Origin of the sequence: Kocuria sabuli, assembly GCF_040981185.1 — a bacterium.
GTDB classification, from domain to species: Bacteria; Actinomycetota; Actinomycetes; order Actinomycetales; family Micrococcaceae; genus Kocuria; species Kocuria sabuli.
On sequence record NZ_JAVHZE010000008.1, the window covers coordinates 39,577 to 63,589 of the forward strand.

Genomic DNA, 24,013 nt, shown 5'->3' on the forward strand with positions numbered 1-24,013 from the left:
CGGCGGGCCGCCTGCCGTCCGGCCGCAGGCGACCGGACCCCCAGAACATCTCCTGAACAACCAACAGAAAGAACAACCGGTATGCAGGTTCACAAGTACGACGTGGTCATCATCGGCGCCGGTGGTGCCGGTATGCGCGCCGCCATCGAGGCCGGACAGCGCTCCCGCACTGCCGTACTGACCAAGCTGTACCCCACCCGCTCCCACACCGGCGCGGCGCAGGGCGGTATGTGCGCGGCCCTCGCCAACGTCGAGGAGGACAACTGGGAGTGGCACACGTTCGACACCATCAAGGGCGGTGACTACCTCGTCGACCAGGACGCCGCGGAGGTGATGGCCAAGGAGGCCATCGACGCCGTCCTGGACCTGGAGAAGATGGGCCTGCCCTTCAACCGGACCCCCGAGGGCAAGATCGACCAGCGCCGCTTCGGCGGCCACACCCGCGACCACGGCAAGGCGCCCGTCCGCCGGGCCTGCTACGCGGCGGACCGCACGGGGCACATGATCCTCCAGACCCTGTACCAGAACTGCATCAAGCACAACGTGGAGTTCTTCAACGAGTACTACGTGCTGGACCTGATCATGACCGAGGTCGACGGCCAGCGCCGGGTCGCGGGCGTGGTCTCCTACGAGCTGGCCACCGGCGAGCTGCACGTCTTCCAGGCCAAGTCCGTGGTCTTCGCCTCCGGCGGCGCCGGCAAGGTCTACAAGACCACCTCCAACGCCCACACCCTCACCGGTGACGGCATGGCCATCGCCTTCCGCAACGGGCTGCCGCTCGAGGACATGGAGTTCATCCAGTTCCACCCGACCGGCCTGGCCGGCCTGGGCATCCTCGTCTCCGAGGCGGCCCGCGGCGAGGGCGGCATCCTGCGCAACGCGGACGGCGAGCGGTTCATGGAGCGCTACGCGCCGACCATCAAGGACCTCGCCCCCCGCGACATCGTGGCCCGTTCCATGGCCAACGAGGTGCGCGAGGGCCGCGGTGCCGGGCCGAACAAGGACTACGTCCTGCTCGACCTCACCCACCTCGAGCCGGCGCACATCGACGCGAAGCTCCCCGACATCACGGAGTTCGCCCGGACCTACCTGGGTGTGGAGCCCTACACCGAGCCCGTGCCGGTGTTCCCCACGTGCCACTACGCGATGGGCGGGATCCCGACCAACATCAAGGCCGAGGTGCTCCAGGACAACGAGAACGTGGTCCCGGGCCTGTACGCCGCCGGCGAGGTCGCGTGCGTGTCCGTGCACGGCTCCAACCGCCTGGGCACCAACTCGCTGCTGGACATCAACGTGTTCGGCAAGCGGGCCGGGATCTACGCGGCCGAGTACGCGCAGCAGGCCGAGTTCGTGCCCGTCCCGGACACCGCCATGGACGACACCCTCGCGCTGCTGGACAACGCCCGCAACGGCACCGGCACCGAGAAGGTCGCGGCGATCCGCAAGGAGCTGCAGGACACCATGGACCTCAACGTCCAGGTGTTCCGCACCGCCGAGACCCTGCAGACGGCGCTGGACGACATCGCCGCCCTCGAGGCCCGCTACGCGAACATCTCGATCCAGGACAAGGGCAAGCGCTTCAACCTGGACCTGCTCGAGGCCGTGGAGCTCGGCTTCCTGCTGCAGCTCGCGAAGGTCATGACCGTCGCGGCGCTGCACCGCGACGAGTCGCGCGGCGGCCACTTCCGGGAGGACTTCCCGGAGCGCGACGACGCGAACTTCATGAAGCACTCGATGGTCTACCTCGACCCCTCCTCCCCCACCGGGGGCATCCGGCAGGAGACGAAGCCGGTCATCTTCACCCGCTACGAGCCCATGGAGCGTAAGTACTGATGTCCACCGCACACACTCCCGAGCGCCCCGAGGACGGGCGCAACGACGACCCCCAGGACCGGGCTCCCGAGCACGGCCACGCGCCGGGTCACGACCAGGACGACCGCGCCGGCTACAAGACCGACGCGGACGCCGGGTCCGTCGACGAGCGCGACGAGGCCCAGGCCCCGGCCGAGGACCCCGCCGCGGCGAACGCCGACGGCGGTGAGCCCGCCTCGAAGGTGGACCTGCCCGAGGAGCAGCAGGGCAACCAGGAGATCCCCACCTTCGACCTCACCCTGCGGATCCGCCGCTACAACCCGGAGGTCTCCGACGAGGTCCGCTGGGACGAGTTCAAGCTGACGATGTACGGCACCGACCGCGTGCTGGACGCCCTGCACAAGGTCAAGTGGGAGATCGACGGCACGCTGGTCTTCCGCCGCTCCTGCGCCCACGGCGTGTGCGGCTCCGACGCCATGCGCATCAACGGCCAGAACCGCCTCGCCTGCAAGGTGCTGCTCAAGGACCTGGACCTGTCCAAGCCCGTCACCGTGGAGCCCATCAAGGGCCTGCCGTGCGAGAAGGACCTGATCGTGGACATGGAGCCGTTCTTCCAGTCCTACCGCGAGATCATGCCCTTCCTCGTGGCCGGCGGCAACGAGCCGACCATGGAGCGCTACCAGTCCCAGGAGGACCGGGCGCGATTCGACGACACCACCAAGTGCATCCTGTGCGCCGCGTGCACGTCCTCCTGCCCGGTGTTCTGGACCGACGGCCAGTACTTCGGTCCGGCCGCGATCGTCAACGCGCACCGGTTCATCTTCGACTCGCGCGACGACGCCGGGGACCTGCGCCTGGAGATCCTCAACGACAAGGAGGGCGTGTGGCGGTGCCGCACGACCTTCAACTGCACCGAGGCCTGCCCGCGCGGCATCCAGGTCACCAAGGCCATCTCCGAGGTCAAGAACGCCATCCTCAGCCGCTCCATGTGAGCGTCCCGACGGCCCACGACGGCGGTCCGCCCCTGCACCGCAGGGGCGGGCCGCCGTCGTCCGTGCGGGAGCCCTGTCAGCGGTCCGGGTGGACCAGGGCGCTCATGGGCAGCACGGTGATGCCCACGGCCTCCCCGTCGGGGTGCACCCGCCCGCCGTGCAGGTCCGCCTGCACGATCGCCCCGAGGGCCGCGGAGAAGAGCAGCACCTGGCTGAACAGGTAGAACCAGACGAGCACGCCGACCACGAGGGCCACGGACAGCAGGTAGGGGTTGGCGGTGGCCCCGGAGATCACGGCGCCCCCCACGTAGCGCAGCGCGAAGTTGCCGGCCGCGGCGGCGAGCACCGTGGTGAGCAGGGCCCGGCGGGTCAGCCGGAGCCCCGCCACCCCGCGCACGAGCTCGAGGGCGAACAGGGCGTCGAGGACGACGACGAGGAAGGTGCTCAGGGCCCAGGTCAGCCCGGTGCCCAGCCACTCGGGCCCCCGGCCCCAGCCCAGCTCCCCGGTGGTGTCGAGCAGGAAGCCGAGGAGGCCCGACGCGGCACCGTTGGCCACGACCGACAGGCCCAGCAGCACGCCGAGCACGAGCAGGCCCAGCAGGTCGCGCGGCACGGCGGCGACGGGCACGCCGTGCGCCGGCGGCACCTCGAAGATCCGGCGGAACGCCAGGCGCACCCCGGAGACCCAGCGCCAGCCCGCGAAGAACAGGACGGCACCGCCGATCACGGTGGCCAGGGTGAAGGGCCCGGTGTCCTCGAGCAGCTCGAGGGGGACCACTCCCCCGGTGCCGGTGTTGAGCAGCCCCGGCACGCGCTCGGTCACGGCGGCCACCACGGCGTTGCGCACGGCCGGGTCGTTGCCCAGGAACACGCCGATGAGGGAGAAGCCCACGACCAGCAGCGAGGTCGATGCGAAGATCAGCACGAAGGACAGCCCGGCCGCCATGAGCGGGCCGCCGTGGAAGAGGTAGTGCATCGCCACGCGCACCGGCAGCCGCGTGAAGACCTCGGTGAGCGCCACCACGAGCACGGACCCGGCCAGGGCGAGGGGCCCGGCGCCCGCGGCACGCCGCTCGCGCAGCACGGCCCGCTGGCGCAGCGCCTCACGGCGCAACCCGTGCCGGTCGACCGCCCGGGGCGGCATCTCCGGTGCGGGACCGGTGCGCGGTCCGCTGCTGGTGCTCATGGCCGGCCGGTCAGCGGCGTCCGCGGTCGCACCCGGCGAAGGGGAACTCCTCGCGGATCTGCCAGACGCCGTGACCGTCGAGCTCGTAGAGGCCGATCCGGTCCACGAGGAACCCGGCGCGGTAGGTGCGCAGCATCTCCTGGGCCCGGTCCAGGTCCTCCTCCCCCACCGCCTGGGCGATCGTCACGTGCGGGTGGAACTCGAAGGGGGACGCGGAGACGAGCTGCTCCTCGTGCAGGGCCTCGTGCAGCGCCCGGCACTGCTCCTCGCCCTCGTGGATGCGCAGGTAGACCACGGGGCTGACGGGACGGAACGTGCCGGTGCCGTTGATCTCCACGCGGAACGGGCGCCAGTCCCGGGCCACGGAGCGCACCCGTTCGACGACCTCGTCCCAGCACGCGGCCTGGGGGGCGATCATGAGGGTGATGTGCGCCGGCACGGCGTAGGAGGCGGGATCCCCGAAGGACGCGCGCCAGTCCTGCAGCTCCCGCCCCACGGGCTCGGGCAGCTCGATCACCACGCCCGCGTACACCTGGCCGGGGCGGATCGTCGGAGACTGGTGCGTACGGATCACGTCAACTCCTCACAGGACGGGACCCAGCCTAGCCCAGCCCTCCGGGCCGCCCCAGGAACCCCATCCGCTCGTAGACGCCCGCCAGGGTCCGGACGGTGATCTCCCGGCCCTTCTCGGCGCCCCGGGCCAGGAGGCGGTCGAGCTCCGCGGGGTCGTCCAGCAGCTCGTGCGCACGGGCCTGGATGGGCTCGAGGGTCTCGGTGACGACCTCCGCCAGGCCGACCTTGAGGTGGCCGTACATCTTCCCCTCGTACTCCGCGACGACGTCGTCCACCGGCCGGCCCGTGAGCGCCGAGTAGATGGTGAGCAGGTTGGAGATCCCCGGCTTGGCCTCGCGGTCGAAGCGGATCTCGGTGCCGTCGTCGGTGACGGCCGACTTGATCTTCTTCGCGTTCTTCCTGGCGGGGTCCAGGAGGCGGACGAGCCCGTTCTCGGCGGCCGCGGACTTGGACATCTTGGCCGTGGGGTGCTGCAGGTCGTAGACCTTGGCCGACTCGGCGAGGATCTTGGCGTCCGGGACCACGAACGTGTCCCCGAACCGGGAGTTGAAGCGCTGGGCGAGGTTGCGGGTCAGCTCGAGGTGCTGGCGCTGGTCCTCGCCGACCGGCACCTGGTGCGCCTGGTAGATCAGGATGTCCGCGGCCATCAGCACGGGGTAGGCGAACAGGCCCACGGTCGCGTTGTCCGCGCCCTGCTTGGCGGACTTGTCCTTGAACTGCGTCATCCGGGAGGCCTCGCCGAAACCGGTGATGCAGTTCAGCGCCCACGCCAGCTGGGCGTGCTCGGGCACGTGGGACTGCACGAGCAGGGTGGAGCGCTCCGGGTCGATGCCCGCCGCGATGTACTGGGCGGCCGTGACCCGGGTCCGCTGGGCCAGGGTGGCGGGGTCCTGCTCGGTGGTGACCGCGTGCAGGTCCGCGACGAAGAACACGCACTCGTTGTCGTCCTGCATGTCGACCCAGTTGCGCACGGCGCCCACGTAGTTGCCCAGGTGCAGGGAGTCCGCGGACGGCTGCACCCCCGAGACGACACGGGGCTTGCCGGAGGCGGTGGGGACGTCGAACGGTGCGGGTGCAGCGGTCACGGTGGGGGGTCCTTCGGTCGGGCGCGCCGGGCCGGCGCGGGGGCGGAGCGGGTCAGAGCTGGTAGTCGACCACCACGGGCGCGTGATCGGAGAAGCGGGTGTCGTAGCTGGGGGCCCGGTCGACGACGGCGTTGACGGCCGTGGCCGCCAGCCCCGGGGTGGCCATGTGGTAGTCGATCCGCCAGCCGGCGTCCGTGTCGAAGGCCTTGCCGCGGTAGGACCACCACGTGTACGGACCGGGGACGGGACCGGCGAGCTGCCGGGCGACGTCCCGGTACCCGTGCTCCCCGAAGAAGCGGTCGAAGTAGGCGCGCTCCTCGGGCAGGAACCCGGCGTTCTTGACGTTGCCCTTCCAGTTCTTGATGTCGAGCTCGGTGTGCCCCACGTTGAGGTCGCCGACCACGAGCACGTGCTCCCGGGTGCGGGCGAGCTCGGGCAGCCGCTCGGACATGACGTCGAGGAACCGGTACTTGTCGTCCTGGCGGGTGGTGCCGACCTCGCCGGAGTGCACGTAGGCCGAGACCACGGTGAGCGTGCCGCCGTCGGCGAGGGCGTGGTCGGTCTCGACCCACCGGCCGGAGGTCTCGAAGTGCTCGTGGCCGATGTCGTCCCGGCGGGCGACCGGCAGCAGCGACCCGCCGCGGGCGTCCCGGCGGGTGGCGACCGCCACGCCGGCCCGGCCCTTGTCCGCCGCCTCGGCGTGGTGGACGTCCCAGGCCTGCTCGTCGAGCAGCTCCCGGACGATCTTGTCCGGCGCCCGGACCTCCTGCAGGCACAGGATGTCGACGTCCCGCCCGGCGAGCCAGTCGGCCATGCCACGCTTGTAGGCGGCACGGATGCCGTTGACGTTGACGGTGGCGACGCGCAGGACGTTCTCGGGACGGGACATGCAGGGGCACCTGGCCTTCGGATGGGAGCGTTCGGGGGGGTGTGGGCGGACCGCGGGGCGGGTCAGTCGACGACGGTGCCGCTGAGGGGCTCCTGGCGCAGCATGCTCATCCCGTTGCCGGCCGTGACGTCGATCGTGTCGAGCGCGCGGTCCAGGGCCTCGCGGTCCACGCCCTCGGCGGGCAGCCGGTCGAGCTCCTGCTTGATGACCTTGGACTGGACCAGGACGATCTGGAAGCTGTGCGAGAGCTTCTCGTCCCGCATGGAGCGGCCGGCGCCGGACTGCGCGGCGGCGGGGGCGCGGCCGGAGCCGGAGCGCAGCTGCTCCTGGGCCTCCTCGACCTGGCGGCGGCCGAAGCGGGCGGCCCTGCGGACCATGAGCACCACCCAGGTGGCCAGCAGCAGCCAGCCGAGCGCGATGCCGGCGAGCGCCCAGCCGAGCCAGGAGTTGGCGTTCGCGGCCTGGAGCAGCGCCACCACGAAGATCACCACCAGCACGGCCAGGCCGATCACCGTGCCCCAGAGGGTGCTGCGGTTGCCGGCCTCGGAGGCGGACGGGGTGGACGTGGCGGAGGATCCGATGGAGCGCATGGTCCCCATTGTCTCAAATCCCGGCCCCGGCCACGAACCGCCCGGGTCGACGGGCCGGCGCCGGGAGCGGTGGACCGCTCCCGGCGCCGTGCCGTGCCCGGGGTGCCGGTTCAGCCCGCGTCGGCGAGCCGCTCGGCGGTCTCGACGACGTTGAGCAGCAGCATGGCCCGGGTCATGGGCCCCACGCCGCCGGGGTTCGGGGAGATCCACGAGGCCTTCCGCGCGGCGGCCGGGTCGATGTCGCCGGTGAGCCTCTTCTTCCCCGTCTCCGGGTCCTCGACACGGGAGACCCCGACGTCCAGGAGGACGACCCCGTCCTTGAGGGCGTCCGCGCCGATCATGTGCGGGCGCCCGGCGGCGGCCACGACGACGTCGGCCTGGGCCAGCAGCTCGTCGAGGTTCCCCGTGCCGGTGTGGGCCAGGGTGACCGTCGCGTTGATCGCCCGGCGGGTCAGCAGCAGCCCCATGGGCCGCCCGACGGTCACCCCGCGGCCGACGACCAGCACGTGCCGGCCGGCCAGGTCCACGTCGTGGCGGCGCAGCAGCTCGATGACGCCGTTGGGCGTGCAGGGCAGCGGGGAGGACATCGGCTCGGACACGTTGAGCACGAGCCGGCCGAGGTTGGTCGGGTGCAGCCCGTCGGCGTCCTTGTCCGGGTCGATGCGCTCCAGGATCGCGTTGGTGTCGATGTGCGCGGGCAGCGGGAGCTGGACGATGTAGCCGGTGCAGGCCGGGTCCGCGTTGAGCTCGTCGATGACCCCCTCCAGCTCCTCCTGGGAGATGTCGGCGGGCAGGTCGCGGCGGATCGAGGAGATGCCGACCTCGGCGCAGTCCTTGTGCTTGCCGCCCACGTAGGAGTGCGAGGCGGGGTCGTCGCCCACGAGCACCGTGCCCAGGCCCGGGGTGACGCCCCACTCCGCCAGGGCCGCCACGCGCTGGGCGAGCTCGTTCCTGATGGCGGCGGAGGCCGCCCGCCCGTCGAGGGTGCGCGCTCCCACGCTCACCACTCCTCGAGGCCGTCGTAGAGCGGGAAGTCGGCGGCCAGCTTGTCGACCCGCGCGCGCAGGGCCGCGACGTCGGCCCCGGGCTTGAGGGCGGCCGCGATGATCTCGGCGACCTCCTCGAACTCGGGGGCGCCGAAGCCGCGGGTGGCCAGCGCGGGGGTGCCGATGCGCAGCCCCGAGGTGACCATCGGCGGGCGCGGGTCCCACGGCACGGCGTTGCGGTTGACGGTGATCCCGGCCTCGTGCAGGAGGTCCTCGGCCTGCTTGCCGTCGAGCTTCGAGTGGCGCAGGTCCACCAGGACCAGGTGCACGTCGGTGCCGCCGGTCAGCACGGAGACCCCGGCCTCGGCGAGGTCCGCGGCGGTGAGCCGCTCGGCCAGGATGCGGGCGCCCTCGACGGTGCGCTCCTGGCGGGCGCGGAACTCCTCGGAGGCCGCGATCCTGAAGGCCACGGCCTTGCCCGCGATGGCGTGCATGAGCGGGCCGCCCTGCTGGCCCGGGAAGACGGCCGAGTCGATCTTCTTCTTGAGCTCCCCGGTGGTGAGGATCACGCCGGAGCGCGGGCCGGCGAGGGTCTTGTGCACGGTGGAGGTCACCACGTGGGAGTGCGGGACCGGGTTGGCGTGCAGACCCGCGGCCACGAGGCCGGCGAAGTGGGCCATGTCCACCCACAGCTTCGCCCCGACCTCGTCGGCGATCGAGCGGAACGCCTCGAAGTCGAGCTCGCGGGGGTACGCGGACCAGCCGGCCACGATGGTCTGGGGCCGCGCGGCGAGGGCCTGCTCGCGGACCTTGTCCATGTCGATCCGGTGGCTGTCCGGGTCGACCTCGTAGGCGGCGATCTCGTAGAGCTTGCCGGAGACGTTGAGCTTCATGCCGTGGGTGAGGTGGCCGCCGTGGGCCAGGGACAGGCCCATCAGCTTGTCGCCGGGCTGCATCAGGGCCTGCATCACGGCGGTGTTCGCCTGGGCGCCCGAGTGCGGCTGGACGTTGGCGTGCTCGGCGCCGAACAGGGCCGTGGCCCGGTCGCGGGCGAGGTTCTCGACGACGTCGACGTGCTCGCAGCCGCCGTAGTAGCGGCGCCCGGGGTAGCCCTCGGCGTACTTGTTCGTCAGCACCGAGCCCTGCGCCTCGAGGACCGCGCGCGGGGCGAAGTTCTCGGAGGCGATCATCTCGAGCGTGCCCCGCTGGCGTCCGAGCTCGTCGGCGATGGCCGCCGCGACCTCCGGATCGACCTCGGCGAGAGGCTGGTTGGTGACGGACTGGGTCGAGCTCGTGGACATGCCGCTCCTCAGGTGGGGACCAGGGTGGATCGTCTACGAGTTTAGGCGATGACCGAGCACCAGATCGCGGCCGGTGCGCGAGGCCCTGCCCACCAGCCGCTCGAGGGGCCCCTGGCCCAGGGCGCGGCGCCAGAGGACGGCGAACACCACGGCCACGACCGCCTGCACCAGGAACCACAGGACGGGCTGCTCGTAGTGCACCTCGGCGGACAGGGCGAGCAGGTGGGCCGAGTAGAGGGTCAGGGTCATCGAGCCCGCCGCGACCAGCGGCAGCAGCACGCCCTCGGCCCGGCGGGCGACGAGCAGGCACAGGCCCAGGACGAGGGCTCCCGTGCCCACCCCGCTCAGCAGCGCGAGCGGGGTGTTGGTGTGCGGGCCGGTCACGGCCAGCCACCACCAGGTGGCCGTGGGCAGGACCGGGTCGGGTCCCCACACCAGCACGTCCTGGACGTCCTCCCGGTCCAGGAAGGGACTCGCGGCCAGCAGCCGCTCGAGCCCGCCGAGCGGGTGCAGCAGCGCCCAGGAGGCCAGCGCGGAGCCCGCCGCGAGGACGGCGCCGCCCACGAGCAGACCGAGCTGCGTCCGCCGCTGCGCCAGGTGCAGCCGGCCGACGGCCATGCCTGCCAGGAGGTAGACGAGGTAGGTCAGCGCCGGGTAGGACCCGGTCAGGAGCAGCTGGGCCAGCGTGGTGCCCGGCGCGCCGAGGACGTCGGCGACGGTCGGGTTGTAGGTCTCGAACACGGGCAGCACCGGCCCCAGCAGGTGGATCAGCACGGGTCCGAGCACGGCGAAGCCCGCGGCCCAGGCGAGCAGGGCGCGCGCGGACAGGTGCAGGAACGGAACCGCCAGCAGGAAGAACACGCCGTAGTAGACGAGGATGTTGTACGCGGGCGGGTCGGCCGGCGAGGTCTGGTTGACGAGCAGGCCCAGGACGGCGACGAGCACCGCCCGCACGAGCAGCCCCACCCGGTCCCCCCGCATGCGCCGGCCCTCGTGCACGTGGCGCCCGCCGGAGGAGAAGGCGAGCCCGACCCCCGCGAGCAGGGCGAACAGGGCCGCCGCGCGGCCCGAGAACAGCGTCCACTGCGCGGTGGCCTCGAAGGTCTGCGGATCCCAGGAGGGCAGGATGTGCACGGCCATCATGCCGAGCAGGGCGATCCCCCGGGCCGCGTCGACCCCGACCAGGCGCCGGCCGCCGCGCGGTGCCGGAGCGGTCCCGCCCGCCGCGGCCTCCGCGGCGGAGTGGTGGGTGTGCAGCATGGCAGTCGTTCCCCTCTCGCGGTGCGCCGGCGGGCCCCCTGCCCGCCGGCTCCGGACCACGGGCCCGTCACCGGAGCCAGTCCAGCAGACGGGGATGTGGCTCCCTTATCGCGTTCCTGTGCCCCGGCTGTGAAGTGCGGTCGCGCGGAACGGCGGTGGCGGGCCGCGACTACGCTGGAGGCGTTCCGCGGCCCGCCCTGCCGCCGTCGTCGTCCCGTGAGGGGAGCAGCACCGTGACCGAGCCCGTGCAGCGGCCCACCGCCGTCGACCTGCCGCGGCTGCGGCACCCCGACGGCGCCCCGGTGCGCGCCCTCGTCGTCGACGACGAACCCCTGCTCGCCCAGATGGTCTCCATGGGCCTGTCCATGCTCGGCTGGCAGGTGCGCTCGGCCCACGACGGCGACGCCGCGGTGGCCGAGGCGCGCGGGTTCCGTCCCGACGTCCTCGTGCTGGACGTCATGCTGCCCGGCGGCACGGGGGTCGAGCTGCTCGAGCGGATCCGCGCCTTCGCCCCGGCCGTCCCGGCCCTGTTCCTCACCGCCAAGGACAGCGCCGAGGACCGGATCACCGGCCTGGCCGCGGGCGGGGACGACTACGTGACGAAGCCGTTCAACATGGAGGAGCTGCTGCTGCGGCTGCACCGCCTGGTGCAGCGCTCGGGCATCGCCCACCCGGACGCCGCCGAGCTGGTGGTCGGCGACCTCGTGCTCAACGCGGACACCCGGGAGGTGCGCCGCGGCGGTGCGGAGATCGCGCTGACCGCCACCCAGTTCGACCTGCTGCGCTGCCTCATGGAGAACGCGCGCCGGGTGCTCAGCAAGCCGCAGATCCTCGAGCAGGTCTGGGGCTACGACTTCGGCGGCCAGACCAACGTCGTGGAGCTCTACATCTCCTACCTGCGCAAGAAGATCGACGCCGGCCGCAGGCCCATGATCCACACCGTCCGGGGCGCCGGCTACGTGCTCAAGCCGGCCGAGTGAGCACCTGATGGGCGCCCCATGAGCACGGCGCGGCGGGGCCGGGCGCTGCAGCTGCGCACGAAGCTCCTGCTGACGGTCCTGGCGCTGCTGACCGTCGCCTGCGCCGCCGTCGGACTGCTGGGCCACGCGGCCCTGAATGTCTCCCTGGGCGAGCAGCTGGACCGCCAGGTCCGGGACGCCTCCTACCGCACGATCGAGTACGGGGTCCGGGCCTCCGCCGGCCCCTCGGAGGAGCTCGAGGCCATGATGGACGTGCCGGCCCAGGGCGCCGGCACGCTCAACGCCCGCATCGTCGACGGCGAGGTGGTCCGGGCGGGGCTGTTCGGGTCCGACGGCTCCCGGCGCCGGCTGAGCGACGAGGACCGGGAACGGATCGAGGCCCTCGTCGAGGAGCTCGGCGCGGTCTCGGACGCGGACGGGGGCGCCCAGTGGGGGCCCCTCGACGTGACCCTGACCGAGGGCGGCTACCGGGTGCTGCTCGTCGACGACCCGTGGGACTGGGGGCTCGTACTGACCGGGCTGCCGCTGGCCGACAAGGAGCAGACCCTGCGCACGTTCGGGGTGAGCACCGCCGCGATCTCCACCGGCGCCCTGGCCGTCACCGGGCTGCTCGGCCTCGTGGTCATCCGGCGCACCCTGCGCCCGGTGGAACGGCTCTCCGACGTCGCGACCCGGATCTCCGAGCTCGACCTCGACCGCGGGGAGGTGGTCCTGCCGGTCGCGTCCGTGACGCCGGCGGCCCACCCCGACACGGAGGTGGGCCGGCTGGGCCACGCCTTCTCCCGGATGCTCGACAACGTCGCCCACGCCCTGACCGCCCGCCAGCGCAGCGAGACGCGCGTGCGCCGGTTCGTGGCCGACGCCAGCCACGAGCTGCGCACCCCCCTCGCCAGCATCCGCGGCTACACGGAGCTGATCCGGCTCACCGAGCCGATGAGCGAGCAGGGCCGCAGCTCCCTGTCCCGGGTCGAGTCGGAGTCCGCGCGGATGACCGCGCTCGTCGAGGACCTGCTGCTGCTCGCCCGCCTCGACGAGGGCCGGCCGGTGGTGCCCGAGGACGTCGACCTGCTGGAACTGGTCGTCGAGACGGTCAGCGACAGCCAGGTCACGGCCCCCCGCCACGACTGGCGGCTCGAGCTGCCCGACGAGCCCGTCGTCGTCCGCGGCGACCCCGCCCAGCTGCGCCAGGTGCTCATCAACCTCCTCGCCAACGCCCACCAGCACACACCGCCCGGGACCACCGTCACCACCTCGCTCGGGACCGGGCCCGGCCCCGAGGCGGTGCTCGCGGTGGCCGACGACGGCCCGGGCATCGGCGCCGACTTCCAGGAGCACATCTTCTCCCGCTTCGCCCGGGAGGACGACGCGCGCGCCGGCGGCTCCGGGGGCGTCGGGCTGGGCCTGTCCATCGTCGAGGCCATCGTCCGGGCCCACCACGGGCGGGTCCGGGTGCGCAGCGTGCCCGGATCGACCCGGTTCACCGTGCACCTGCCGCTCGCGGCGGAGTGAGGGGCGGCTTGCCCCCACGGCCCCGGGGCCGTTTAATGAACTGGTCAGGAACCGTCGGCACGGACGGCCGTGCCGCTCCAGTGCCATCCGCAACGCCGCGTCCGGGGTCCGTAGCGTGCCGCGTGCTGGGGTTTCTCCGTACGGTTCCGCCGGGGCCGCGGAGACCGCACCCATCCCCGGAGGAACTCCCGTGAACGCTCTGCCCACCGCCCCGTTCACCGCGTCCCTGCCCCGCATCGGGGGCTCGGACGGTCCTTCGCACGCCGTCGACCAGCTCCGCACCCCCCACGAGGGTGTGATCTTCGACATGGACGGCGTGGTCACCGACACGGCCGCCGTGCACGCCGCCGCCTGGAAGACCCTCTTCGACGCCATCCTGGCCGACGACCGGCTCGAGCCTGCCGAGGAGGGCACGGCGGTGGAACGGCGGCCCTTCGACGCCGACGCCGACTACCGCCACTACGTGGACGGCAGGCGGCGCGAGGACGGGATCCGCTCGCTGCTCGCCGCCCGGGGCGCCCACCTCCCCGAGGGCGACGAGACGCCGGGGGCGTGGACCGTGCAGGGCCAGTCGGTGCTCAAGAACACCTATTTCCAGGAGGCCCTGGAGGTCAAGGGCGTGCGGGTCTTCGAGCGGACCGTGGCGCTGATCGAGCGGCTGCGGGGGGCCGGGGTCCCCGTGGGCCTCGTGACCGCGAGCCGCAACAGCGTCCCGGTGCTCGAGGCCGCCGGGCTGCAGGACTCCTTCGACATCATCGTGGACGGCCACTTCGCCGCCGAGCACGGCCTGCCCGGCAAGCCGGCCCCCGACACGTTCCTCACCTGCGCGCGGATGCTGGGCGTGGACCCGGCCCGGTCCATGGTGGTCGAGGACGCCGTGTCCGGCGTCCAGGCCGCGGCGGCCGGCGGGTTCGGCACCGTCGTGGGGATCCGCCGCCACGGCGAGCGCAAGGACCTGTACCGGGCGGGGGCCACGATCGTGCTCAACGACGTGGGCGAACTCGACCTCGGCGTCCGCCGCGACGACCCGTGGAAGCTGGTGTTCGAGGGCTTCGACCCGACGACGGAGGCCCGGCGGGAGGCCCTGCTGACCCTCGCCAACGGCTACATGGGCGTGCGCGGGTCCGCGTGCGAGTTCCCCGCCAACGGGGTGCACTACCCCGGCAACTACCTGGCCGGGGTCTTCAACCGGGTGGTGAGCCACCTCAGCGGCCGCGACGTCGAGCACGAGTCCATGGTCAATGCCCCCAACTGGACGCACCTGGACCTGCGGGTCTCCGGCGGCGACTGGTGGTCGGAGGGCGGGCTGCGCCCCTCCGAGGAGCGCACCGAGCTCGACCTGCGCCGCGGCCTGCTCATCCGGTCCCTGGTCCTGACCGACCTCAACGGCGACCGCGGCGAGGACGGCTCCCGCGCCCGCCTCGAGATCGTCCAGCGCCGCCTCGTCTCGCTGCGCTTCCGGCACCTGGGCGCGCAGGAGACCACGGTGACCGCCCGCGGCTTCTCCGGACGGCTGCACCTGCGCACGGGCATCGACCCCAGCGTCCGCAACAACGGGGTCGCGGAGTACCAGGACCTCAACGACCACCACCTGGTGGACCTCGAGTCGACGTCCCTGCCCGACGACCACGAGACCCTGCTCTCCCACGTGCGCACCACGCAGTCCAAGATCGAGATCACCACCGCCCAGCGCACGACGATCGAGGGCGGCCAGAACGTCCGGGAGCGCCGCGAGATCCGCCCCGGCGGCACCGAGTTCCGCCGCCACCAGGTCAACATCACCGACGGCCGCCCGGTGATCATCGACTCCACCACCGCGGTCGTCACCAGCCGCGACGCCGCGATCGGCTCGCCCCGCGAGGGCGCCCTCGCGGAACTGGACCGCAACCCCAGCGGCGTGCGGGGCCTGCTGCCCTCCCACGAGGTCGAGTGGTCGCTGCTGTGGGACCGCTACGACGTCGACGTCTGCCCGGACCCCGAGGGGCAGACCAGCGAGCTGTGCCTCACCCAGCTGGCGCTGCGGGTGCACCTGTTCCACGTCTCCCAGACCCTCGCCCCGCACATGTCGCTGCGCGACGCCGGCGTGCCGGCCCGCGGCCTGCACGGCGAGGGCTACCGGGGGCACATCTTCTGGGACGAGCTGTTCATCCTGCCGGTGGTGAACCTGCGCGAGCCCCAGGTGACCCGCTCGCTGCTCTCCTACCGGTGGCGGCGGCTGCCCATGGCGAAGCACCGGGCCATGGAGTTCGGGCTCGAGGGCGCGGCGTTCCCGTGGCAGTCCGGCTCGGACGGCCGGGAGGAGACCCCGCCGGAGCTGTTCAACCACCACTCCAGCCGGTGGCTGCCGGACAACTCGTGGCGGCAGTTCCACGTGGGCCTCGCGATCGCGTACAACGCCTGGATCTACTACGAGACCACCGGTGACATCGACTGGCTGGCCGGTCAGGGCTCGGAGCTGATCATCGGCATCACCCGCCTGTTCGCGTCCCTGACCGACTACGACCCCGCGGACGGCCGCTACCACATCGCCGGCGTGATGGGCCCGGACGAGTACCACGACGGTCCCCGCGGCCAGCACGGGGGCGGGCTCAAGGACAACGCCTACACCAACGTGCTGGCGGCCTGGCTGTTCCGGCACAGCGCGCACATCTTCCACGACATGGTCGAGCACCAGCGCGAGGAGCTCTCCTCCCGCTACGGCCTCTCGGTCGAGGAGGTGGGGACCTGGCAGCAGATGGCCGAACGGATGTTCGTGCCGTTCAACCGGGACGGCACCATCAGCCAGTTCCACGGCTACGACGACCTCGACGAGCTGGACTGGGAGTTCTACCGGGCCAAGTACCGCAACATCGGCCGCCTCGACCTCCTGCTGGAGAACGAGGGCGACATGACCAACAACTACAAGCTGGCCAAGCAGGCGGACACCATCATGCTCGTCTACCTGTTCGGCCCGGAAGGGCTCGTCGAGGAGCTCGGGCGGATGGGCTACGACGTGGACCACGCCGCCATCGAGCGCACCGTCGACTTCTACATCGCACGGTCCTCGCACGGGTCCTCGCTCTCCCGGGTGGTCAACGCCTCGGTGCTCGCGTGGCTGCACCCGGACCGGTCCTGGTCGGCTTTCCAGGACGCCCTGCTGGTGGACCTGGACGACACCCAGGGCGGGACCACGGGCGAGGGCATCCACCTGGGCGCCATGGCCGGCTCCGTCGACGTCGTGACCCGCGCGTACGCGGGGCTGCGCGTGCGCGGCGAGTGGCTGGAGTTCGACCCGGCGCTGCCGAGCCAGCTGGACCGGGTCTCGTTCACCGTGCTCTACCGGGGACAGGTCATCCGGGTCTGCATCGACCACCACGTGCTCGAGCTCGAGGGCTCCTCGCGCCGGGCCGACAACGTCACCATCCACGTCCACGGCGCGGAGTACGTGCTCAAGGGCGGGCAGAAGATCCGGGTGGCGATCCAGCACCGTGCCCCGCACGCCCCGCTGCCGGTGGCGTCGCGGCAGGGCTGAGCCGGGCGGCGGCGTCGCGACACGCCTGAGCCCGGCCCCCTGGGCCCCGGACCGGGCCGGGGCCCAGGGGGCAGTGGCCCCGGGACGGACGCGCCGCGGCCGCTAGGCTGGGGCCATGGAACGCCGCGCCCCGACCGGTCTGGTCCTCCCGCACGCCGGGCACGCGCCCCGGATCGCCCCCTCCGCCTTCGTGGCGCCGACCGCCACGGTGGTCGGGGACGTCGAGCTGGGCCCGGAGTCCGGGGTCTTCTACGGCGCCACGGTGCGCGGGGACCGCTCCCCCGTCCTTCTCGGGGCGGGATCGAACCTGCAGGACAACGTGGTGGTCCACTCGGACCCCGGTCACCCGTGCACGATCGGGGCGGGCGTGAGCGTGGGCCACGGCGCCGTGGTGCACGGTTGCACCGTGGAGGACGAGGTCCTCGTGGGGATGAACGCGACCGTCCTCAACGGCGCCGTGATCGGCACCGGCTCCCTCGTGGCCGCCGGCGCGGTGGTCCTGGAGGGCACCGTGGTGCCGCCGCGCTCCCTCGTGGCCGGGGTGCCCGCCCGGGTCCGCCGGGAGCTCACCGGCCCGGAGCAGGAGAAGGTCCGTGCCAACGCCCGGACCTACGTGCAGCTCTCCGCCGAGCACCGCGAGCTCAACGCCTGAGCCCGGGGCGGACGCCGCGGGGCCGTCCCGGTCACTACTGCGCCGCGAGGGTGCGCGCGTAGTCCAGGTAGGCGTCGTGGTCGAAGCCGGGCAGCAGGCACGACTGCACCACGTAGCCCTGCAGCACCGAGAGGATGGCCTGGGCGAACATCGCGACCCACTCCCGGGCCCGTTCGGGGTCCAGGCCGAGCTCCTCGACCACCCACCGCCCGTAGCGCTCCTCGACCCGGTCGCGCACCCGCCCGAGGTGCTCGCCGGCCACGGCCGCCAGCGCGGGCTCGCTCACGGCCCCGCCCCACGTGATGAGCAGCAGCCGCGTGGCGGCCGGGTCCGCGGCGAGGCGCTCCAGCAGCCCCGCGACCCACTCCGCGGGACCCCCACCGTGCGGGTCCGCGCCCTCGTCCGCGCCCTCCGCCGGGTCCAGGACACGGTCCAGCGCCGTGCGCGCGGATTCGAGCACGAGCTCCTGCTTGGACGGGAAGTGGTTGTACAGCGCACCCGCGGACAGTCCCGTGGCGGCGATGATCCGGTGCATCGACGCCCCCTCGAAGCCGTGCTCCAGGAAGCACCGGCTGGCGGCCGCGACGATCTCGCGGCGGCGCTCGTCCTTGTACTGCTGGCTGACCCGGGGCATGCCGCCAGCCTAGGCGACGAACGGTCGTTCGCCCCGGTGCCGGGGCGTCCTCCCGGCCGGTGCGCGTGGCAGAATGCGCCCATGCCTGCCGGAACCCTCGCCCCCTTCGTCGCCGCCTCCCTCGACGCCGCCCACCTGGACGAGCCCCTCTCCCCGACCGGCCGCACGCTCGGCTGGGGAGTCGTCAGCACGGCCGACATCGCCGAGAAGGTGGTGCCGGACATCGCGGCGCTGCCGGACGCCCGGCTCGTCGCCGTGAGCTCCCGCGACCAGCACCGGGCCGAGGACTTCGCCCGCCGGCACGGTGTCGAGCGGGCGTACGGGAACAGCGCCGGGGCCACGGGCCTGGAGCGCCTCGCGGCCGACCCCGAGGTGGAGGTCGCCTACGTGGCGACCCCGCACGGCTACCACCACCGGGACGTGTCCGCGCTCCTGCGCGCGGGCAAGCACGTGGTGTGCGAGAAGGCCCTCGCCATGACCGCCGCGGAGGTCCGGGACCTCCAGGACCTGGCGCGCGGGCACGGCGTCTTCCTCATGGAGGCGGTCTGGACCCGCATGACCCCCGGCTTCCGCACCGCCATGGGCTGGGTCCGTGCCGGGCGGCTGGGCCGGGTGCACTCGGTCGAGGCCTCCATCGGCATGCACCGCCCGGTGGACCCCGCCCACCGGCTCTTCCGCAACGCCGACGGCGGCGGCGTGCTGCTGGACATGATGGTCTACCCCCTCACCTGGACCGGGGCCGCACTCGGCACGCCCCGGAGCTGGAGCGCCCGCGCGGAGCTCGGCGACACGGCCGTGGACCTGGACACCGCGCTGACCCTGGACTTCGGGCACGGCCGCGGCCACGTCAGCGGCACCCTCGCCGCCACCGTGCCGCACCAGGTCGTGATCAGCGGCACGGAGGGCTGGCTGCGGGTGGACGGTCGGATCAACTGCCCGACGACGCTGGTGCGGCAGAGCGCCGACGGGGCCCGCGAGCGCGCCGCTCCCGTCGTCGAGCACGTCGAGGTCACCGGAGGCGGGTACGTCTACGAGATGCGGGAGGCGACCCGCTGCATCCAGCAGGGGCTGCCGGAGTCGCCCGTGATGCCCTGGGCCGACTCCCTCGAGCTCGTCGAGCTCTTCGACCGGGTGCGCGAGCGGATCGGCCTGAGCTACCCCAACGACCGCCGCTGAGCGGCCCCCGTGCCGCGGGGCCGGGTGCCCCCGAGCCACGGCGGGGCCAGGTGCCCACGAGCCACGGCGGCGCCCGGTTCGCCCTGGGCGATGCGCGCCCGGAATCGTTGAACCTCCACTGCGGCGGAGCTATCATTCATCACAGTTGAGTTGATCGGACTCAACTAACTGTCAGAGGCATTGCTCATGTAGTTGAGGAGATGATGGACGTGGCCACGATGTTCACGCCGTTCAACGATTTCGACCGGCTCGCCGCCTCCCTGTTCGCCCGCCAGGGCCTGCGGGAGATGCCCATGGACCTCTACCGGGAGGGCGAGCGCTACATCCTGCGGGCCGACCTGCCCGGCATCGACCCGGAGAGCGTCGACGTCGACGTCGACGGCCAGCTGCTGACCATCCGGGCCGAGCGGACGCTGCCCGAGGTGCAGGACGTCCAGTGGATCACCCGCGAGCGGCAGAGTTCCTCGTTCGTCCGCCAGCTCAACCTCGGCCAGGGCATCGACATCCAGAACATCGCCGCGAGCTACGACAACGGCGTGCTCACGGTGACCATCCCGGTGTCGGCGCAGGCCAAGCCGCGCAGGATCCAGGTGGTCTCCGGACAGGGCGAGCAGCAGGCCCTGGGCGAGGGCCAGGAGGACGGCCGCGACCAGGAGGGCGGCGGCGACCGCGTGATCGGCGAGGGCGAGCTCGTCAACGGCACCCGCTCCACCCAGTCCACCGAGGGCTGAGCCGGGCCGCGCCGGGGCCCGCCGCCCCGGTGCGGCCGGTTCGGCCCGGTGCGGCCACGGGCCCGTTCCACGCGGGGGAACGGGCCCGCCGTCGTGCCCGGGGCCGTCCGCGGGCGGACGTCGATCACCGGGGCGGGCACGGCCTCGGGTATCTTGGCACCAGGAAGCATCGTCCCGTATCCGAAGACATCCATGGGAGACAGTCCGCACATGGCAAAGATCATCTACACCCGCACCGACGAGGCCCCGCTGCTCGCCACCTACTCCTTCAAGCCGATCATCGAGGCCTACGCCTCCACCGCCGGCGTCGAGGTCGAGACCCGGGACATCTCCCTGGCCGGCCGCATCCTCGCCGCGTTCGGCGACCGCCTGCCCGAGGACCAGCGGGTCGACGACGCCCTCGCCGAGCTCGGCGAGCTGGCCAAGAAGCCCGAGGCCAACATCATCAAGCTCCCGAACATCTCGGCCTCCGTCCCGCAGCTGAAGGCCGCGGTCAAGGAGCTGCAGGAGCAGGGCTTCGCCCTCCCGGACTACCCGGACGAGCCGGGGACCGACGAGGAGAAGGACGCCCGGGCCCGCTACGACAAGATCAAGGGCTCCGCGGTCAACCCGGTGCTGCGCGAGGGCAACTCGGACCGCCGCGCCCCCGCCTCCGTGAAGAACTACGTCCGCAAGAACCCGCACCGGATGGGCGAGTGGTCCGCGGACTCCCGCACCAACGTCGCCACCATGGCCGCCGACGACTTCCGCGACAACGAGAAGTCCGTGGTCGTCGAGGCCGAGGACACCCTCACGATCCGCCTGGTCGGCGAGGACGGCAGCACCACGGTGCTCAAGGAGTCCGTCCCCGTGCTCGCCGGTGAGGTCGTGGACGGCACCGTGATGCGGGCCGCCGCGCTGGACGCGTTCCTCGCCGAGCAGGTGGAGCGCGCCCGGCAGGAGGGCGTCCTCTTCTCGGTGCACCTGAAGGCGACCATGATGAAGGTCTCCGACCCCATCATCTTCGGCCACGTCATCAAGGCGTTCCTCCCGGAGCTGTTCGCAGCCCACGGCGAGGCCCTGGAGCAGGCCGGCCTGTCCCCCGCCAACGGCCTGGCCGCCATCCTCAACGGCCTCGACGCGCTCCCGGCCGACGTCCGCGACGACGTCCGGGCCGCGATCGACCAGGGGCTCGCCGACGGGCCCGCGCTGGCCATGGTGAACTCGGACAAGGGCATCACCAACCTGCACGTGCCCTCGGACGTCATCGTGGACGCCTCGATGCCGGCCATGATCCGCACCTCCGGGCGCATGTGGGGCCCGGACGGCGAGGAGGCCGACACCCTCGCGGTGCTGCCGGACAGCTCCTACGCCGGGATCTACCAGGTCGTCATCGACGACTGCCGCGCCAACGGCGCGTTCGACCCGACCACCATGGGCTCCGTGCCGAACGTGGGGCTCATGGCCATGAAGGCCGAGGAGTACGGCTCCCACGACAAGACCTTCGAGATCGCCACGAGGGGCACCGTCCAGGTCGTCGACTCCTCCGGGGCCGTGCTGATCGAGCACGAGGTCTCCCCCGGCGACATCTGGCGCGCCTGCCAGACCAAGGACGTCGCGGTCCAGGACTGGGTCAAGCTCGCCGTGACCCGCGCCCGGGCCTCCGCGACGCCGGCCGTGTTCTGGCTGGACCGCTCCCGCGCCCACGACACCAACCTCATCCGGAAGGTCGAGCAGTACCTGCCCGAGCACGACACCGAGGGCCTGCAGATCGAGATCATGTCCCCCGAGGAGGCCACCGCCTTCTCCATCGAGCGGATCCGCCGCGGCGAGGACACCATCTCCGTCACCGGCAACGTGCTGCGCGACTACCTGACCGACCTGTTCCCGATCCTGGAGCTGGGCACCTCCGCGAAGATGCTCTCCGTGGTCCCGCTCATCAACGGCGGCGGCCTGTTCGAGACCGGCGCCGGCGGGTCCGCGCCCAAGCACGTCCAGCAGCTGGTCGAGGAGAACCACCTGCGCTGGGACAGCCTGGGCGAGTTCCTGGCCCTGGCCGCGAGCCTCGACCACCTCGCCTCGACGGCCGGCAACGACCGCGCACGGATCCTCGGCGGGACCCTGGACCGCGCCACGGGCACCTTCCTCGAGGAGAACAAGTCCCCGAGCCGGAAGGTCGGCGAGATCGACAACCGCGGCAGCCACTTCTACCTGGCCCTGTACTGGGCGCAGGAGCTGGCGCGCCAGGACGAGGACGCCGAGCTGGCCCAGGCCTTCGCCTCCGTGGCGGAGCAGCTGGCCGCCCAGGAGGACACGATCAACGAGGAGCTGCTCGCCGTGCAGGGCCGGCCCGCCGACATCGGCGGCTACTACCGCCCGGACGACGCCCGGACGTTCTCGGTGATGCGCCCGTCGGAGACCTTCAACACGGTCCTCGCCTCGCTCAGCGCCTGACCCCGCGCCCACGAGAAGGGCCGCACCTCCGCGCGGGGGTGCGGCCCTTCTCGTGCGCGCCCCGGACGGGGGCGGGTCAGCGGAAGATCAGTGGAAGAAGTGCCGGGCGCCGGTGAAGTACATCGTCACGCCGGCGGCCTCCGCCGCGGCCACGACCTCCTCGTCCCGGATCGAGCCGCCGGGCTGGACGACGGCGCGCACGCCGGCGTCGAGCAGCACCTGCAGCCCGTCCGCGAAGGGGAAGAAGGCGTCCGACGCCGCCACGGCCCCGCGGGCTCGCTCGGCGCCGTCCTCGCCCAGGCCGTTGGCCCGTTCCACGGAGAGCCTGCAGGAGTCCACCCGGTTGACCTGGCCCATCCCGATGCCCACGGCGGCGCCGCGGTCGGCGAGCAGGATCGCGTTGGACTTCACGGGCCGCAGCGCCTTCCACGCGAAGGCGAGGTCGGCGAGCGTCTGCTCGTCGGCGGGCGCCCCGGCGGCGAGGGTCCAGGTCGCGGGGTCGTCGCCGGCGGCGTCGAGGCGGTCCGAGACCTGGAGGAGGGCCCCGCCGGAGATCTGCCGGTACTCGAGGGCGTCCCGCTCGAAGCCCTCGGGCAGCTCGAGGAGGCGGATGCTCTTCTTCGCCCGCAGGATCTCCAGGGCCTCCGGCTCGAACCCGGGAGCCACGACGACCTCGGTGAAGATGTCCTTGACGGTCTCCGCCATGGCCCGGGTCACGGGGCGGTTGGCCGCGATCACCCCGCCGTAGGCGGAGAGCGGGTCGCACGCGTGGGCCTTGCGGTGGGCGTCCGCGATCGGGTCCCCGGCGCCCGGGGTGGCCACGGCGATCCCGCACGGGTTGTTGTGCTTGACGACGGCGACGGCCGGCTCGTCGAAGTCGTAGGCGGCGCGCAGGGCGGCGTCGGCGTCCACGTAGTTGTTGTAGGACATCTCCTTGCCGTGCAGCTGGTCGGCCTGGGCGATGCCGGGGGCGGCCGCCTCGTCGACGTAGAGGGCGCCCTTCTGGTGCGGGTTCTCGCCGTAGCGCAGGGAGGCGGAGCGCTGGAGGGCGAGCCCGGCGTAGGGCGGCCAGAAGTTGGCGTCCTCGTCCTGCTCGAACTGCTGGGCCGTCCAGGTGGCCACGGCGGTGTCGTAGGCCGCGGTGTGGGCGAAGGCCGCCGCGGCCAGCCGGCGCCGGGCGGCGAGGTCGAACCCGCCGGCGCCGGCGGCCTCGACCACCGCGCCGTAGGAGGCCGGGTCCACGACCACGGACACGGCTGCGTGGTTCTTCGCCGCGGCGCGGACCATGGAGGGGCCGCCGATGTCGATCTGCTCGACGACCTCGTCCTGGCCGGCGCCCGAGCGCACCGTGTCCGCGAACGGGTACAGGTTCACGACCACGAGGTCGAACGGCTCGATCTCCAGCTCCGCGAGCTGGTCCACGTGGTCCTGCTTCCGGCGGTCCGCGAGGATCCCGGCGTGCACCCGCGGGTGCAGGGTCTTGACCCGCCCGTCCAGGCACTCCTGGAAGCCGGTGACCTCGGAGACCTCCGTCACGGGGACCCCCGCCTCCGCGATCCGCCGCGCGGTCGATCCGGTGGAGACCAGGGCCACGCCGGCCCGGTGCAGGCCGCGGGCGAGGTCGTCCAGACCGGTCTTGTCGTAGACGGACACCAGGGCCCGTCTGATGGGCACGCGGTCAGGCTGGATGGGGCTCACAGGTTCTCCAAGCGT

At 72.7% G+C, this 24,013-nt stretch carries 19 protein-coding genes; 9 read left to right on the forward strand and 10 right to left on the reverse strand.

The window, feature by feature from the left end; translation table 11 throughout:
* Positions 1-81: 81 nt before the first annotated feature.
* Positions 82-1,833 (forward strand): succinate dehydrogenase flavoprotein subunit, encoded by a 1,752-nt coding sequence (gene sdhA / locus RE027_RS09705; protein WP_368808050.1) that lies wholly within the window; start codon positions 82-84, stop codon positions 1,831-1,833.
* A complete protein-coding gene (locus tag RE027_RS09710; protein ID WP_368808051.1) occupies positions 1,833-2,804 on the forward strand; it encodes a succinate dehydrogenase iron-sulfur subunit in 972 nt (323 codons plus the stop codon). Before sdhA ends, RE027_RS09710 begins: the two co-directional genes overlap by 1 nt.
* A 76-nt stretch (positions 2,805-2,880) precedes the next feature.
* Here RE027_RS09710 and RE027_RS09715 read toward each other — a convergent pair whose 3' ends face one another.
* From RE027_RS09715 to RE027_RS09750, 8 genes are all read right to left on the reverse strand, one after another.
* Complete coding sequence (locus RE027_RS09715) at positions 2,881-3,990, reverse strand: YhjD/YihY/BrkB family envelope integrity protein (RefSeq protein ID WP_368808052.1); 1,110 nt, start codon at positions 3,988-3,990, stop codon at positions 2,881-2,883.
* A gap of 10 nt (positions 3,991-4,000) precedes the next feature.
* Positions 4,001-4,564 carry a 2'-5' RNA ligase family protein gene (locus tag RE027_RS09720; protein ID WP_368808053.1) on the reverse strand — a complete coding sequence of 188 codons (564 nt, stop codon included), beginning with the start codon at positions 4,562-4,564 and terminating at the stop codon, positions 4,001-4,003.
* Positions 4,565-4,592: 28 nt separating this feature from the next.
* Positions 4,593-5,648 (reverse strand): tryptophan--tRNA ligase, encoded by a 1,056-nt coding sequence (trpS, locus tag RE027_RS09725; RefSeq protein ID WP_368808054.1) that lies wholly within the window; start codon positions 5,646-5,648, stop codon positions 4,593-4,595.
* Positions 5,649-5,700: 52 nt separating this feature from the next.
* On the reverse strand, positions 5,701-6,537 hold the full coding sequence (locus RE027_RS09730) for an exodeoxyribonuclease III (protein WP_368808055.1): 837 nt from the start codon (positions 6,535-6,537) through the stop codon (positions 5,701-5,703).
* Positions 6,538-6,599: 62 nt separating this feature from the next.
* Complete coding sequence (locus RE027_RS09735; RefSeq protein WP_368808056.1) at positions 6,600-7,127, reverse strand: hypothetical protein; 528 nt, start codon at positions 7,125-7,127, stop codon at positions 6,600-6,602.
* Positions 7,128-7,237: 110 nt separating this feature from the next.
* Positions 7,238-8,125, reverse strand: a complete 888-nt coding sequence (locus tag RE027_RS09740; RefSeq protein WP_368808057.1) for a bifunctional methylenetetrahydrofolate dehydrogenase/methenyltetrahydrofolate cyclohydrolase — start codon at positions 8,123-8,125, stop codon at positions 7,238-7,240.
* Positions 8,126-8,127: 2 nt separating this feature from the next.
* Positions 8,128-9,414: a serine hydroxymethyltransferase gene (gene glyA, locus RE027_RS09745; protein ID WP_368808058.1), complete on the reverse strand. Its 1,287-nt coding sequence runs from the start codon at positions 9,412-9,414 to the stop codon at positions 8,128-8,130.
* A gap of 33 nt (positions 9,415-9,447) precedes the next feature.
* Positions 9,448-10,674 carry a heparan-alpha-glucosaminide N-acetyltransferase domain-containing protein gene (locus RE027_RS09750; protein ID WP_368808059.1) on the reverse strand — a complete coding sequence of 409 codons (1,227 nt, stop codon included), beginning with the start codon at positions 10,672-10,674 and terminating at the stop codon, positions 9,448-9,450.
* A gap of 233 nt (positions 10,675-10,907) precedes the next feature.
* On the opposite strand from RE027_RS09750, the gene RE027_RS09755 reads away from it, so the two are divergent.
* The 4 genes from RE027_RS09755 (at position 10,908) to RE027_RS09770 (ending at position 17,326) form a co-directional block, all read left to right on the forward strand.
* Complete coding sequence (locus tag RE027_RS09755) at positions 10,908-11,654, forward strand: response regulator transcription factor (protein ID WP_368808060.1); 747 nt, start codon at positions 10,908-10,910, stop codon at positions 11,652-11,654.
* A gap of 18 nt (positions 11,655-11,672) precedes the next feature.
* Positions 11,673-13,163, forward strand: a complete 1,491-nt coding sequence (locus tag RE027_RS09760) for a sensor histidine kinase (RefSeq protein WP_368808061.1) — start codon at positions 11,673-11,675, stop codon at positions 13,161-13,163.
* A 190-nt stretch (positions 13,164-13,353) separates the two neighbouring features.
* Positions 13,354-16,674, forward strand: coding sequence for a beta-phosphoglucomutase family hydrolase (locus tag RE027_RS09765; RefSeq protein ID WP_368808062.1), 3,321 nt, complete (start codon positions 13,354-13,356; stop codon positions 16,672-16,674).
* Positions 16,675-16,789: 115 nt separating this feature from the next.
* Positions 16,790-17,326 (forward strand): gamma carbonic anhydrase family protein, encoded by a 537-nt coding sequence (locus RE027_RS09770; RefSeq protein WP_368808064.1) that lies wholly within the window; start codon positions 16,790-16,792, stop codon positions 17,324-17,326.
* A gap of 34 nt (positions 17,327-17,360) precedes the next feature.
* Here RE027_RS09770 and RE027_RS09775 read toward each other — a convergent pair whose 3' ends face one another.
* Positions 17,361-17,960: a TetR/AcrR family transcriptional regulator gene (locus tag RE027_RS09775; protein ID WP_368808065.1), complete on the reverse strand. Its 600-nt coding sequence runs from the start codon at positions 17,958-17,960 to the stop codon at positions 17,361-17,363.
* Between the two features lie 81 nt (positions 17,961-18,041).
* Between RE027_RS09775 and RE027_RS09780 the strand changes: the two genes are divergently transcribed.
* From RE027_RS09780 to RE027_RS09790, 3 genes are all read left to right on the forward strand, one after another.
* Positions 18,042-19,136: a Gfo/Idh/MocA family protein gene (locus tag RE027_RS09780; protein ID WP_368808066.1), complete on the forward strand. Its 1,095-nt coding sequence runs from the start codon at positions 18,042-18,044 to the stop codon at positions 19,134-19,136.
* Positions 19,137-19,339: 203 nt separating this feature from the next.
* Complete coding sequence (locus RE027_RS09785) at positions 19,340-19,867, forward strand: Hsp20/alpha crystallin family protein (protein WP_387920588.1); 528 nt, start codon at positions 19,340-19,342, stop codon at positions 19,865-19,867.
* 210 nt (positions 19,868-20,077) lie between these two features.
* Entirely contained in the window at positions 20,078-22,300 is a 2,223-nt protein-coding gene (locus tag RE027_RS09790; RefSeq protein ID WP_368808068.1) for an NADP-dependent isocitrate dehydrogenase, read from the forward strand.
* 87 nt (positions 22,301-22,387) lie between these two features.
* Here RE027_RS09790 and purH read toward each other — a convergent pair whose 3' ends face one another.
* A complete protein-coding gene (gene purH / locus RE027_RS09795) occupies positions 22,388-23,998 on the reverse strand; it encodes a bifunctional phosphoribosylaminoimidazolecarboxamide formyltransferase/IMP cyclohydrolase (protein WP_368808069.1) in 1,611 nt (536 codons plus the stop codon).
* Between the last annotated feature and the right edge of the window lie 15 nt (positions 23,999-24,013).